The following is a 14,835-nucleotide window of genomic DNA, read 5'->3' on the forward strand; positions in this document are numbered from 1 at the left end:
ATTTCAGGTAACGAACAATGTCCAGCAAGAAGCAAGCACGCCAGGACGTGCGCAAGACTTTCATTCTGTCCGCCGTCTCCGCCGCCCTGATGGGCGCGGGCTTCGGCGCCGCGGCCCAGACGCCCACCGTCAGCGACGCCACGGTGCGCGGCGGCAACGCGGCCATCACCGCCATCTTGAACGGCCTGCAGATCAACCAGACGACGGACCGCGCGTTCATCGACTGGCAGAAGTTCGGCGTCAGCGCCGGCGACCTGGTCCAGTTCATCCAGAACAACGCCAACGCCATCGCCGTCAACCGCGTGACCGGTCCGGCCGCCTCGGAGATCCTGGGCCAGCTCCAGGCCAACGGCAAACTGTTCCTGCTGAACCCCAACGGCATCCTGATCGGCGCCGGCGCCGAGATCAACGTCGGCAGCCTGCTGGCCACCACGCTCAAGCTCAGCGACGATTCGCAGGGCGCCATCGACGCCTTCATCGCCAACGGCAGCCAACTGGCCTTCTCCGACACCGCCGCCGGCCAGAAGATCACCAACAACGGCAAGATCACCGCCGCCGACAACGGCTTCGTCTACCTGGTCGCCACCTCGGTCGACAACAACGGCGAGATCGTCGCGCAACTGGGCAAGGTCACCCTGGCCGCCGGCAACAAGGCCACGATCGACCTGACGGGCAACAACCTGATCAACCTGTCGGCCGACGCGCTGACGGCTACCGGCACCAGCGGCAACAAGGCCGGCGTCACCAACTCGGCGACCGGCAAGATCACCGCCGGCACCGTGGCCCTGACGGCCAACCAGGTCAGCGGCCTGATGTCCTCGCTGGTCTCCAACGAAGGCATCGTCGAAGCCACGTCGCTGGTGGACGTCGCGGGCGCCGAGATCAGCCAGAACGGCAAGATCCAGGGCCTGACCGTCGGCCAGGACGTGGGCCGCGTGGACACCAGCCTGGTGGCCACCGACAGCATCACCACGGGCGCCAACAGCGTCACCAAGGCCAACGACCTGCGCCTGGAAGTCACGGGCGCCGGCAAATCGGTGGGCGCCGAGGGCCAGGCCCTGCGCGTGGATGCCGTGACGCTGACCGCCAAGGCCGCCAGCGGCCACGTGGTCGTCACCGACGTCGATGGCGGCGTGCAGTTGAAGGAAGTGACCACGGGCGTGGTGAACGGCGATACGCAGTACCGCGCCATCATCACCGCGCGCAACGGCGCGATGACGGGCCTGAACGGCGGCACCAACGTGACCGCCTGGGCCGCCAACCTGGTCTCCGACCAGAGCATCGGCACCGACGGCCAGGCCATCAGCACCAGCGTGCGCAGCCTGGCCGCGTCGACGCAGGACGGCAGCATCAACATCGCCAACACGGGCGGCGACCTGGTGCTGGGCGCCATCTCCGCCGGGCAGGCGGTCAGCACGACCAACAACGGCACCACCACGACCAGCTCGCTGCTGCCGATCTCCAACGCCGACGGCACCGTGACCCTGAGCAACCAGGATCCGGGCACGACCAAGATCCGCCTGACCTCGGACGGCAACGTGACGCTGGGCGGGGCCTTGGCGGCCGGGGCCGAGATCGCGCTGGAAACCACCGGCGGCAGCATCGTCACCACGGTGGCCAGCGACGACGGCGGCACGACCGTTTCCGCCAACGCGTCGGCTACCCTGACCGCCAAGCGCGTGGACCTGAAGGCCTCCGGCGCGATCGGCAGCGCGGGCGCAGCAGCGCAGCTGCGCACCGAAAGCGTGGCCGCCGCGGCCGGCAACGGCGCCGTGCACCTCAGCGACAACAACGGCCTGACGGTCGAATCGATCACCGCGCAGGGCACGGGCAACGACGTCAGCGTCGACGTGTCGCAGGGCAACCTGCGCCTGGGCAGCATCGACGCCGCTGGCGGCAACGTCACCCTGACCGTCGGCCAAGGCAGCGTTTCCGACAACAACGGCGACGCGAACAACGTGACCGCCGACACGCTGGAAGTGCGTGCGCGCAACGACATCGGCAGCGCCTCCAACCGCCTGGAAACCAGTGTGCGCGGCCTGACCACCGCGACCACCGCCGTCACCGCGGGCACCTACATTGCCAACGACCGTGCGCTGGAAGACCTGAACGCCACGACCGTGCGCGGCACCGTCGCCGTGTCCTACACCGGCGGCGAAGCCAAGTACGACAACGCCACCAAACAGCTGAGCGCCGGCGGCACGCTGCAGACGCTCGCCCTGACGGCCCAGGACGCCATCAACCTGCGCGGCAACATCACCGCCGCCAAGGGCCTGACGCTGAGCGCGCTGGGTTCGATCACGCAGGAAACCGGTACGCTGGTCACCGCCGAGAAGATCGACGCCAAAGCCACCGATGCCATCACGTTCGACCGCACCGCCGCGTCGACCATCAAGGGCGCGGCCGGCAACGGCGCCTTCACGGTGGCCCAGAACACGGCCGCAACGCTGACGCTGGACGCCACCGCCGCCGGCAGCGCGGGCGACGTGACGCTGGGCAGCACCAGCGGCGACCTGGTGATCGACAACGTCAAGGCCACGCGCAACGTATCCCTGACCGCCACGGGCTCGGTGCAGACCGCGGAAGACCGCCGTATCAGCGGCGCCTCGGTCACCGTCTCGGGCAGCAGCGTGGGCTCGGCCGAACGCGCGCTGGGCACCACCACGACCGGCGCGCTGAACCTGACGGCGACCAACGGCAACATCAACGCCGCCAACATCGGCTCGCTGACCCGCCTGGACGCCATCGCCAACGGCACCAACACCACGATCGACCTGAACCTGTCCGCGGACGCCGCCCTGGGCGTGCTGCAGGCCGGCGGCGAGATCACGCTGACGATGGCCGGCGGCGCGACGCGCGCCACCGGCAGCCCCGCGCAGAACATCATCGCCGGCACCCTTACCGCCAACGCCCGCTCGTTCGGCCAGACCGGTGACGCCAACGCGATCCAGATGCAGGTCGACAAGCTGGTCATCGACACCATCAACGGCGGCATCTACGTCGTCAACAACGGCAACCGTCCGCTGCTGGTCGAGCGTGCCACCACCGCGGGTTCGGACGGCAACGTCAGCATCGCCAACCGCGGCGGCGCCAACGCCGGCATCCAGGTCAAGAAGATCACGGCGGGCTCTTCCACGGTGACGCTGGCCAGCACCGGCAGCATCGAAGACGCGCGTGACGACAAGACGGCCGCCAACATCACGGCTGGCCGCCTGAACGTGGCCGCCGATCGCGGCGTGGGCAACAACGGCGAACTGGCGCTGGACGTGAACTACCTGGCTGCCTCGGGCGGCTCGGGCACGGTGCGCGCCGCCAATACCGGCGCCATCATCGTCGACGCCGATTCGCTGCAGAACAAGGGCGCCTCGAAGGTCTCCATCACCGCCACCGACATCACCATCCTGAGCCAGAACGGCGGAACGATCCGCATGGACACGGGCGGTTCGCTGGAACTGATCGCCACGCGCGGCCACATCGTCTTCCTGAACACGGCCGACACCATCGAGCTGTGGGCCGATGCCCAAGGCAACGGCGGCGACGCCGACCTGCGTGCGCTGGGCGAATCCCGCCTGGGCTACCTGGGCGCCATCGTGGCCGGCAACATCACCTCGCACGGCGGCGACATCAACCTGGAAGCCGCTTCCAACATCACCATCGGCCTGCTGGACGCGGGTACGACGGGCAATGTCTCGGTCATCTCCCACAAAGGCATCATCATCGACGGCAACGGGCTGACGGAGAACATCCGCGGCAACGTCGTCACGCTCGAAGCCCATACGCCAGACCTGGAAGACGCCAAGTACGTCCGTGAAGTGCTGGGCAACAACTACACGGAGAAAGCGGCCGAGGTCAACAGCACGCAGACGATGTTCAACGTCTACGAGGCCGAACTGCGCACCTACCAGCGCGCCCTGGCCGAGGCGCAGGCCAAGCTGGCCGCGGCACAGGCCGACGCCAACGCCACGCAGCGCGACGTGAACGTGCTGCAAGCCCAGGTGGACGCCCTGAGCGCCACCTTCCAGGCGCTGAACGACGTGCTGACGGCGGCCGGCATCGCCAAGAACGCCGCCTCCTTCGCAGCCGCTGGCGCGCAGGCCATTCCGTTCTCCGGTGACGGCGGCGCCGACCTGGTGTTCGCCGGCATCGACCTGGCCCTGTCCATCGCGCAAACCGCCGTCGACGTGTTCCAGCGCCTGACGCTGGATCCGAAGGAAGGCGAACTGGCCGACATGAACAACCAGTTGGACCAGGCGCTGGCCGGGGTCACCACCGCGCTGGGCGACATGCTGAAGTCGCAGTTGGACCGCGACGTGACGGCTGAATCGTTCAACACGATCAGCGTCGCGCTCTACCGCGCCCAGATCGCCCGCGATGCCGCCATGAAGGTGCTGGAGCAGGGCCAGACCGCCGTCGTCCTGAACAAGGACATCGACAGCTCGGCCGCCAAGCCCCTGGGCATCAGCGCCAACCAGCTGAACATCAACGGCACGCTGAACACCGACCTGTACCTGAAGTCGGACAGCAACCTGGGCCTGGGCAACATCGCCGTGGCGTCGGGCAAGCTCATCGACGCGACTGCCGCCAACAGCATCGGCGTCGTCGGCAACGTGGTCAGCGACAAGTCGATCACGCTGAAGGCGGGCGACGACATCGTGGGCGCCGGCGGCAAGCTGATCACCCCGCTGCTGTCCATGACGGCCGGCCGCGGCATCGGCGACGACGTCGATGGCAATCCGCTGACCGACAACACCGTCTACACCCAGACGTCCACGCTGGCCGCGCAGGCCGCGGATGGCGGCGCCTACATTTCCAACGCCAATGGCGGCGCGCTGCTGACCATCGGCACGGCCGGCGCCGTCAGCGGCGTCACCGCCGCCGACAGCATCACGCTGGCCACGGACGGCGAACTGGCCGTGAACCAAGCCATCGCCGGCGGCAACAAGACCACGGATACCGTCCGCCTGGTCAGCGGCGGCGCCATCACCAACGGCCAGGACGACGTGGCCGACGTGTCGGGCCACCGCCTGGAGATCGTCGCCAAGGGCAACGCCACGCTGGACACCAACGTGCGCCAGCTGGCCGCCGGCATCGACGCGCCGGGCAACCTGAGCGTGGTCAACACGGGCGGCGACCTGCTGGTCGACACCATGGCGCTGGCCGATGGCGATGCCTCGGTCAAGACCTCGGACAACATGACCGTGGGCCAGGTCTCGCTGCAAGGCGCCAACCGCACCGCCACGCTGGAAGCCAGCGAAGGCATCTCGCGCGACCTGGGCCGCACGGTGTCCAGCAGCTACATCAGCGCCGACAACCTGGTGCTGAAGGCCGGCACCTACATCGGCGACACCGGCGTCACCAGCGACCAGGACCGCATCCGCGTCAGCGCCAACAACCTGACGGCCACCGGCAGCGGCAACATCGACATCATCGAGGCCGACAATGCCGAGCTGACCGACCGCGAGCTGAACGTCAAGCGTGTCGCCACCACCGACGGCAACGTCAGCCTGGTGTCCACCGGCAACATGAACGTCGACACCATCGAAGCCAGCGGCGCCGGCAAGGGCGTCGTGCTGGCCGCCGTGGACGGCCAGATCCTGAACGCACGCGCCGACGCCCAGGCCAACATCACCGCCAGCACGCTGGCGATGCGCGGCCACCAGGGCATCGGCGGCACGAAGGCGCTGAACGTGAACGTCGCCACCCTGGCCGCCGACGGCGGCACGGGCGGCATCGCCGTCAACGACCTGGCGGGCGACCTGACCATCGGCCAACTGGCCCGCGCGAACGAAGCGTTCTCCGACGTGCCGCCGCCGCCCCCGTTCGCTCCCGTGATCGACGACGTCATCGGCCTGCAAGCCACCGGCGACATCAACGTGACCGCGATGGGCGGCAAGATGACCGTGTCCAACGCGGTCGCCACCACGGGTTCGGACGACCTGGCCGGCAACATCGCGCTGCAGGCCGCCACCGGCCTGACGCAGGACGCCACCGTCACCGCCGACCGCGGCGACATCGCCCTGGGCACGACCCGCGGCGCGCTGGCCCAGAACGCCGGCATCACGGCCACCGAAGGCAAGGTCGACCTGACGGCCTCCACCGGCAACGCCTCGTCGGCCAACCGCACCGGCAACATCACGATGGCCGCCGGCACCACCACCTCGGCGGGCGTCGGCAAGGCCATCACCTACACCGCCGATGGCGACATCGCCGCACGCACCCTGACGGCCGGCGGCAACGTCGACGTCACCAGCAACAACGGCAGCGTCACGCAGTTCAACGCCATCACCTCGACGGCCGGCAACATCGCGCTGACCTCCGGCTCGGCCGGCGGCGTCACCCAGAACGCCAACACCACGGCGACCGCGGGCAACGTCAGCGTCACCGGCGGCAGCCAGGGCATCACCATGGCCGCCGGCACCACCACCTCGGCGGGCGCCGGCAAGACCATCGCCTACACCGCCGATGGCGACGTCAGCACCCAGGTGCTGACGGCGGGCGGCAGCATCAACGTCACCAGCAACGACGGCGACATCGCGCAGAACGCGGCCATCACCTCGGCCACGGGCAACGTGGCGCTGGCCGCGCTGAACGGCGGCATCAGCCAGCAGGCCAACACCCAGGCCACCGCGGGTAGCGTGCAGGTGCGCGCCGGCCTGGACGGCATCACCATGGCCCAGGGCACCCGCTCGGTCGCGGGCACCAACGGCACCCTCGCCTACGACGCCTCCGGCAACGTCCTGACCTACGGCCTGCAGGCAGGCCGCAACGTGGACGTCAAGTCCACCGACGGCAACGTCACGCTGCAGGACCAGGTGCAATCGGCGACCGGCGACGTCGCCGTCTCGGCCGGCAAGCACGTGGCCCAGAACGCCGACGTCACCGCCACCACCGGCAACGTGTCCGCCACCGGCGGCGCCGAAGGCATCACGATGGCCGAGGGCACCCGCACCACGGCGGGCGCCGCTCGCTCGGTGACCTACAAGGCCCAGGGCAACATCGCCGTCAACGACATCCGCACCACCGGCGGCAACGTCGCGCTGACGTCGGACGCGGGCGCCATCCTGGCCAACGCGGGCGTGGACCAGCACGTGCAGGCCGCCACGCTGACCGCCAAGGCCGCGACCGGCATCGGCGCGGGCGGTTCCACGCTGAACACCTCGGTGAACCAGCTGACCGCCGAGAACACCGGCGCCGGCGACATCAACGTCAGCGAAGCCGATGCCATCTCGCTGGAGAAGCTGATCGCCGCCAACGGTTCGGTCTACCTCTCGGCGGGCGGCAACATCAGCGCCAAGGACGTGCAGGCCACCCAGGGCTCGGCCGAACTGTACAGCGACGGCCGCATCGAAATGGGCAGCGCCGACGGCCGCATCCAGGCCGACACGCTGTACTTGACGGCCCAGAACGGCATCGACGCCGCGACGCGCGCCAACACGATCAACGCCAATGCCTACGGCGGCGGCGCCACGATCGCGCTGCGCGAATCGGGCTCGACCACCCTGCGCTCGGTGCGCACCGACAGCGGCAACATCGCGGTCAGCGCGGCCGGCAGCATCGACGTGCAGAGCGTCAACGCGGGCTACGGCGCGAACAACGTGTCGCTGCAGGCCGGCGAAGCCATCACGCAAGGCGAGGTCCGCAACAACGTGCTGAACCGCGTTGCCCTGCTGTCCCTGCCGGTCTCGCAAGCCAACGTCGTGGCCAGCAACCTGCAACTGTCCGCGGGCACCGGCATCGGCAACGGCGAGCGCGGCGCGCTGGTCACCGACGTCAAGACGATCGACGCCAGCACCGCCACCGGCAACGCCAGCATCGACCAGGCCAACGCGGTCACGGTGTCGAACCTGAGCACCGGCGGCGGCGACGCCACCCTGGTGGTCCGCCAGGGCGACGCCACGGTGGCCAACGTCAACGCCACGGGCAACGCCACGCTGACCACCGAGGCCGGTTCGCTGCAGGATGACGGCAACGCCGGCACCCGCATCGTGGCCGACTCGGCCAACCTGACCGCCTCGGGCAACGTCAACGCCGGCACCAACGTGAACACGCTGACCGCCAACGGCCAGGCCATCGCCATCGACGAGCAGGACGGCCTGGCCAGGCTGACGGCCACCGCCAGCAACGGCGACATCGACGTGACCAGCCGCACCGGCAACGTGGTTGTCGACCAGGTCAATGCAGGCACGCAGACGGCGTCCATCAACGCCGCTCAGGGCTCGATCCGCAACGCGGTGCAGGGTTCCTCGGCGATCACGGCGCAGAACGTGCTGCTGAACGCCGGCGTGGGCATGGGCGATGCCAACGGCGCGCTGAACCTGCGCACCAACGTGGTCTCGGCGCAAGCCGGCAACGGCGGCGCCCAGCTCAACAACCTGAACCAGGGCACTCTGTCGCTGGGCAACACCTCGGCCACGGGCGGCAATGTGGTGGTGAACACGGCGGGCCAACTGGCCGTCAACGGCAACGTCAGCAACACCGGCGGTGGCGACATCACGCTGCAGGCCGCTGGCGACGTCAAGCAGTCGGGCAATGTCGTGGCCATGCGTTCCGGCAACGTCACCGTCAACAGCGGCGGCAACATCGACATGGCCAGCTCGGCCAAGACCTCGTCCGGCACGGGCAACATCACCTACGCAGCGGCCAACACGGTCACCGTCAACAGCATCTCGACGGGCCAGGGCGGCAACGTGGGCACCGTGACCCTGCGCGGCCAGAACGTGGTCAACGGCAACACCAGCGGCAACGCGGTGGAAGGCCGCGTCGTGAACATCGACTCGCCGAACGCCAACGCCGATCTGGCCAGCTCGCTGCTGGGTGATACGCGTCAACTGACGGTGGTGCGCTTCTCCGACCTGCCGGTCGGCGGCACGCTGGTCGAAGGCGGCCGCTTCTCCAACGAGCTGATCCAGGCCCAGGAAGTGCTCAAGCCCGGCATCGTGAACCAGTTGAACGACAGCATCAAGCTGGACCCGCTGAACCCGCGTCCGATGGGCAAGAAGCTGATCGACGTGTCGGGCCTCTGATCCCCGGCCGCTGATTCACCCTCCCGGGTGAATCGGTGAAACAAAAGCGGCACTGGCTTCGGCCAGTGCCGCTTTCTTTTTGGCGGCGCATCAACGATGCGCATGCCTCGCCTGCCGCCCGGTTCCCCGGCTGTGCGAGGCTCCTTGCAGGGTGAGCAGGCCCTGCCTCAGGCTGTGGGTATCGTGCCGCCGTCGATCACATGTTCCGTGCCCGTGATGGCGCCCGCCAGCGGCGAAGCCAGGAAGGCGATGAGATGGGCGACCTCCAGCGGCGTGCACGGCCTGCCGATCGGTATGCCGCCCAGCGATTTCATGATGATCTGCTTGCCGCCCTCGTAGTCGGTTCCCGCCTGCAGGGCCAGGCGCTGCGCAAGCGCCACGGACGCCTCGGTCTCGATCCACCCAGGCGCCACGCGCACGACACGGACACCTCGCGGCGCGACTTCCTTGGACAGGCTTTTGCTATAGGTCGACAGCGCGGCTTTCGCCGCGGCATATGCCGTCGTGGACTCGGGCAAGGGCAGCGCACGCTGGATCGACGTGACATGGACGATCACGCCGGCGCCCTGCTCCAGCAGGCCAGGCAGCAAGGCCCGATCCAGGCGAACGGCGGGCAGCAGGTTGAGATTCAGCTCGCGCTGCCAGGCCTCGTCGTCCAGGGCCGCGAAGCCGCCTCCCGGCGCGCTCGACCCGCCCAATACGTGAACGATGATATCCACGCCACCGAAATGAGTGATCAGCGCCTGCGCCACGCTATCGCACCCGCCAGGAGTGGTCAGATCGGCCGCGACGAACACGTCGGCCAGCCCGTCTGCGGGCGCCTCGCGCGCAGTGGTCAACACCTTCGCGCCGGAATCCCGAAACAGGCCGACGACGGCCTTGCCCACGCCCTTGGTACCCGCGGTCACCAGCACGCGTTTTCCTTGCAGTTCCATGGACAGGGTCATCAGCCGATCTCCAACGAGGTGATCTTGTCCGCCGCGAGCTCGAAGACATGATCGAGCGCCACCGGACTGCCCGGGAAATTTCCCTCGACATTCGTCGTCACCGTCAGGCGGTCTCCATCCTGCTTCACGTCGGAGGGCTGCACTGTGTAATCGAAGGCCTGCTTCGCCTCGCGCTGCCAGGACTGGATGGCGGCAAGTCCCTGGTGTGTCCGACCTTCGTCGACGACCACGGCATCGCTGGCGAAGCAGCGGACCAGCCCGCCGGCATCCGCGCCGTTGCTGATCTCGAAGTAAAGGGAAACGGGGGTGGGTAGTGCAAGGGACATGATCGCGTTCTCGCTATAGTTCACCGTACGGCTATTTTCATCACGAGCCCTCCCGCCAACAAGAACGCACGAAAAAGTGAGCGACTGAGCCATGAGAAAGGTATACACCCCGCAGTCCGCCGCTCAAGGCGTGGAGGACGTCATCGGGCTGCTCGAAGGCCGATGGAAGCTGATCATCCTTTTCCATCTTTTCGATGGCAAGGTGCGGCGCTACTCAGACCTTGAGAAGCTGATCCCGGACATCTCACAGAAAATGCTCGCGCAGCAGTTGCGCCAACTGGAAGCCGACGGCATCGTCTCCAGGCAGGTGTATCCGCAGGTGCCGCCCAAGGTCGAATATCGCCTGACAGAATGGGGCCAGGCCTTGTGTCCCGCGCTGGACGGCATGCTGAAATGGGCGGAACAGCGCGACGCCGGGTGCGCCGAACGCCCGCAGCGCGGCGAGGCCGCGGGCTGATACCGCCGCTCAGGCGGGCGCGTGCGAGGGCCGGTCCAGGGCGTTCGACGCGATGCCGACCCGCCACCAGGTCGGCAACAGCGCCCGCACCTTGCGCTGGCGGAAACGATCATCGATCAGATGGACCGTTCCGGTATCCGTCTCGGTGCGGATCACGCGGCCCGCGGCCTGCACCACTTTCTGCAATCCGGGATAAAGATAGGTGTAGTCATAGGCCATCTGCTGGCCATAGCGCGCGCCCATGGCGGCCAGGATCTGTTCGTTGACCGGGTTGACCTGCGGCAGGCCCAGCGTGGCGACGAATGCGCCGATCAGCCGCCGCCCCGGCAGATCCACGCCCTCGGCGAAGGCGCCGCCCAATACCGCGAACCCCACGCCGCGCCCCGCTTCCGTGAAGCGGGCAAGGAAGTCGGCACGCTGGTCTTCGTTCATGCGAGGCGCCTGCGACCACTGGGGCACGTCGGGATGGGCGGCGGCCATGCGCCGCGCCACCTGTTCGAGGTAGGCGAAGCTGCTGAGAAACACCAGGTAGTTGCCGGGCCGGGCCGCATACTGCGCGGCGACCAGGTCGGTGATCGGGGCCAGCGAACGCGCCCGGTCGCGCCAGCGGGTGGAGACGCCCGGCACGACGCTCACGCGAAGCTGCTCGGCCGAGAACGGCGCGGCGACGTCGACCCAGCCCGTGCTGGCGGGCAGGCCCAGCGTGTCCAGGTGGAAATCCGGCGGACTGAGCGTGCCGGAGAACAGCACCGTGCAGCGCGCCGCCGCATGCCGCGCGGCCAGGTACGGCGCGGGCACGACGTTGCGGATGCAGACCTGCGACGCGGGCCCGCCCAGCGGACTGGCATCGCCGGTGATCGTCAGGTCGAACAGCGCGTGATTGCCGAAGCCGTCGGCCAGGCGGCCGAACTGCAGCAACGCGAAATGCAGCGCCAGCGCGGGATCGTCCGGCGAGCCGGCCGCGCCGGCAAAGTGCTCGGCCAGCGCCGCGCTGGCGCGCTGCGCGGTGTCGCGCAGGCCGCCCGGCACCATGTCGTAGGCGGCGTAGTCCGTCTGCTGCTTTTTCTGCAAGGCCCGCCACGAACGCAGCAACCCATCCAGCGGCTTGCGCAGGGCCTTGGGCGCGACGGCGCGCGCGGCGCGGACATCCTCGGTGGACAGCGTGATGCTGTACATGCTTCTGGCGCGTTCCAGCAGGTTGTGGGCCTCGTCCACGGCCACCGCCACGCGCCATTGGTGCACCAGCGTCAGCGCGTACAGCATGGCGTTCGAATCGAACCAGTAGTTGTAGTCGCCCACCACCACGTCGCTCCAGCGCGCCAGTTCCTGGCCCAGGTAATACGGGCAGACGCCGTGGGCATCGGCCACCGCGCGCACGGCCGCGCGCGCCAGCGTCGTGCCGGGGTCCGCCAGCGCGGCGGCCCGCGCGGCCGGCAGGCGATCGTAGAACCCGCGCGCACGCGGGCAGGACTCGCCATGGCAGGCCCGGTCGGGATGCGCGCACGATTTCTCGCGCGCCACCAGCTCGATCACGCGCAGCGGCAGCCCGTCGGCCTGCGCCGTGCGCAACCGCGACACGGCATCCAGCGCCAGTCCATGCCCTGGTCCCTTCGCCGACAGGAAGAACACCTTGTCCAACCCTTGCGTGGCGCAGGCCTTGAGCAAGGGAAACAGCGTGCCCAGCGTCTTGCCCACGCCCGTCGGCGCCTGCGCCATGACGGGATGGCCATCGCGCGCGGCGCGATACACGGCCACCGCAAGCTCGCGCTGCCCGGGCCGCATCTTGCCGTGCGGAAAAGCCATCGCCTCCAGTGCCCCGTCGCGAGCCTCCCGGTGCGCGCGCTCGTGCCGGGCCCAGTCGGCATACCGTTCGCACATGTCCTGGAACGATGCCTGCAATGCGCCGGCCGGCAGGGTCTCGGCGAGCACCGTCTCGGCCTCGGTGTCGAGGTTGAAATACACCACGGCCACGGTAATCTCGGCCAGTTCCCGCGCCACGCACAGCATGTGGGCGTACACCCGCGCCTGCGCGCGGTGCAGCGCGCGCTGGTTGTCGCGCAGCGCATCGAGATCGCCGCGATAGGTTTTCACCTCTTCGACACGGGATTCCCGCGGATCGTAGCCATCCGCCCTGCCGCGCACCGTCAGGCCGGCATGGGCCGCCGTCAGCACGACCTCGTGCTCGAAATGGGCAGGCCGCCGTTGCGCGATGACCGCATGGCCCGCCATGCCTTCCAGCGCCGTGGGCGCGGGCGTGAAGCGCGAATCCAGGTCGCCCGCGCGCGCGGTGAAGTCGCACAGCGTGCGTACGGCCACATCGAGCTTCATGCGGCCTGCTCCTGGGGTTCCTGGCAAACGGCCCAGCGCACGTGGCAGACGCGCACCGGCAAATCGTGCGCCACGGCGTATTCCAGCCACCGGATCTGGTTGTCCTGCAGGCGGTCGCCCGGTCCCTTCACCTCGATCAATTCGTAGCGCCGCTCGGCGGGCCAGAAGCGCGCCAGGTCGGGCAGGCCGGACCGGTTGGCGGCCAGGTCGTCGAGCAGCCGCGCGAACCACAGCGCCAGGTGTTCGGCGGGGATGCAGTCGAGCGCCAGTTCGAGCAACTCGGGCGTCAGCATGCCCCAGGAGACGAAAGGCGACTGGATGCCCGCTTTCTGCTGGAAGCGCGCCAGGATGCGTGCGCGATAGCCGCCTGTCCGCAAGGTATCCAGACAGGCATCGAACGCCTGCGTCCGGCGCGCGCGAAAGCCTGGCTCGTGCAGGTCGGCGGGCCCGCGTTGGAAGGGATGGAAGAAGGCGCCGGCCACGGGCAGGAAAACGGCGTCCCAGCACAACAGCCCGAACAGCGAATTGATCAGGCCGTTCTCGACCCAATGCACGCGGGCGCCCTCGCCGGCGAAGTGATCGCCCGCGACGCGTTCCACGCGGGCGTCATCGGCGGGCTGCGGCAGCGTGAGCATCGATGGGGCCAAGGGCAAGCCGGCTCGCCTCGGCTGCGCTGCCCCGCCCGTCTGGCGCGCCAGGCGCGGCATCATGCGGCGGACCAGTTGCCGCTCGGTCTCGCTTTCCGCGTGATCGAGCGCCTGTGCGGCCAGCGCATGCGCTTCGGCGAACCGTTGCTGGCGCTCCAGCACGCGGATCAGCCGCTGGCGCGCGCCGGGGTGGACGCTGGCGCGATAGGCCCGTTCGGCCTGCTGCCAATCGGCGGCACGCTCGCACCATTGTCCCAGGCGGAACCACACCTTGGCGCGCCGGCGCGCCAGCCAGGGCACGGCGGTTTCGCAGGCGGCCAACCGCGCATGCAGGGCGGCGGCCTGATCCGGTTGGGCGGCATCGAGCTGATCGCGGACATCCTGCAAGGCAAGATAGACGTCGACGTCGGCCGCGCACTGGAAGGCGCGGTTGCCGGCCTCGATCGCGACCTTCTCGTATTGGAAGACGCCCAGGTCGGCCAGCACGAACTCGGACCAGGCCTGGTCGAGATTGCCGAAGAACATCAGGCGCAGGCGCCGCACCAGCGGCGCGACCTCGACCGACCAGATGGCTTCGTCGGGCCCGGCGCCCCAGGCACTGCAGGGCCGGAGGTTCGGTTCGCCCAATGCCGCCTGCAGCGCGGTCAACAGCTCGGGCTTGCGCAATGCCGGACGCAGGACCGCCTGCGGATAGCGCCTGGCCAGTTCGTCCTTGGTGTGCAGGGCCGCCCAGCCGGACCAAGGCAGGACGGGATCGGCGCGCAGCCAGCCCAGCGCGAGCAGGGGTTCGGCGGCCGGCGCGACCGCCCCGATTTCCTCGTATTGCAAGCGTTGCGCGCGGAACACCGTGTGGCGGCGCATGAGCAAGCGGACCAGCAATGCCCGCGATGCCATGGGCAAAGCCGGGAATGCACGCAGGAACTCCTGCTCGGCGGGACCGAGCACATCGGCATAGCGCGCGGCCAGCCAGTCCAGGGCTTGCTGGAAGTTGTGCAGGTAGTAGTAGCGGTGCTCGGGAAACATGCCGCATGCGGAACGGAGAATGCCGGATGACTGGATATTTATCCAGTCGCATCATACCCCGAACGCGATCGCCGCCGCACGCCG

6 protein-coding genes are annotated in these 14,835 nt (G+C 68.9%); 2 read left to right on the forward strand and 4 right to left on the reverse strand.

Annotated features, from left to right (window positions below; translation table 11 throughout):
• Positions 1–17: 17 nt before the first annotated feature.
• Positions 18–9,023 carry a two-partner secretion domain-containing protein gene (locus tag A6745_RS00290; RefSeq protein ID WP_066122174.1) on the forward strand — a complete coding sequence of 3,002 codons (9,006 nt, stop codon included), beginning with the start codon at positions 18–20 and terminating at the stop codon, positions 9,021–9,023.
• Between the two features lie 167 nt (positions 9,024–9,190).
• Here the strand turns inward: A6745_RS00290 and A6745_RS00295 are convergent, their stop codons facing one another.
• Positions 9,191–9,970, reverse strand: a complete 780-nt coding sequence (locus A6745_RS00295) for an SDR family oxidoreductase (RefSeq protein WP_066122177.1) — start codon at positions 9,968–9,970, stop codon at positions 9,191–9,193.
• A complete protein-coding gene (locus tag A6745_RS00300; protein WP_066123622.1) occupies positions 9,970–10,296 on the reverse strand; it encodes a nuclear transport factor 2 family protein in 327 nt (108 codons plus the stop codon). Before A6745_RS00300 ends, A6745_RS00295 begins: the two co-directional genes overlap by 1 nt.
• 91 nt (positions 10,297–10,387) lie before the next feature.
• Between A6745_RS00300 and A6745_RS00305 the strand changes: the two genes are divergently transcribed.
• Positions 10,388–10,753, forward strand: coding sequence for a winged helix-turn-helix transcriptional regulator (locus A6745_RS00305; protein ID WP_066122180.1), 366 nt, complete (start codon positions 10,388–10,390; stop codon positions 10,751–10,753).
• 9 nt (positions 10,754–10,762) lie between these two features.
• Here A6745_RS00305 and A6745_RS00310 read toward each other — a convergent pair whose 3' ends face one another.
• A complete protein-coding gene (locus A6745_RS00310; RefSeq protein ID WP_066122183.1) occupies positions 10,763–13,081 on the reverse strand; it encodes an ATP-dependent DNA helicase in 2,319 nt (772 codons plus the stop codon).
• On the reverse strand, positions 13,078–14,751 hold the full coding sequence (locus A6745_RS00315; protein ID WP_066122186.1) for a VRR-NUC domain-containing protein: 1,674 nt from the start codon (positions 14,749–14,751) through the stop codon (positions 13,078–13,080). Before A6745_RS00315 ends, A6745_RS00310 begins: the two co-directional genes overlap by 4 nt.
• Between the last annotated feature and the right edge of the window lie 84 nt (positions 14,752–14,835).

Source organism: Bordetella ansorpii (assembly GCF_900078705.1).
In the GTDB taxonomy this organism is placed as follows: domain Bacteria; phylum Pseudomonadota; class Gammaproteobacteria; order Burkholderiales; family Burkholderiaceae_B; genus Bordetella; species Bordetella ansorpii_A.

What these genes read in the sequence shown, in the direction of transcription:
- A6745_RS00305 (WP_066122180.1), top strand. Translation starts at nt 10,388, where the DNA reads ATGAGAAAGGTATACACCCCGCAGTCCGCCGCTCAAGGCGTGGAGGAC.
- A6745_RS00310 (WP_066122183.1), bottom strand. Translation starts at nt 13,081, where the DNA reads ATGAAGCTCGATGTGGCCGTACGCACGCTGTGCGACTTCACCGCGCGC.
- A6745_RS00290 (WP_066122174.1), top strand. Translation starts at nt 18, where the DNA reads ATGTCCAGCAAGAAGCAAGCACGCCAGGACGTGCGCAAGACTTTCATT.
- A6745_RS00315 (WP_066122186.1), bottom strand. Translation starts at nt 14,751, where the DNA reads ATGTTTCCCGAGCACCGCTACTACTACCTGCACAACTTCCAGCAAGCC.
- A6745_RS00300 (WP_066123622.1), bottom strand. Translation starts at nt 10,296, where the DNA reads ATGTCCCTTGCACTACCCACCCCCGTTTCCCTTTACTTCGAGATCAGC.
- A6745_RS00295 (WP_066122177.1), bottom strand. Translation starts at nt 9,970, where the DNA reads ATGACCCTGTCCATGGAACTGCAAGGAAAACGCGTGCTGGTGACCGCG.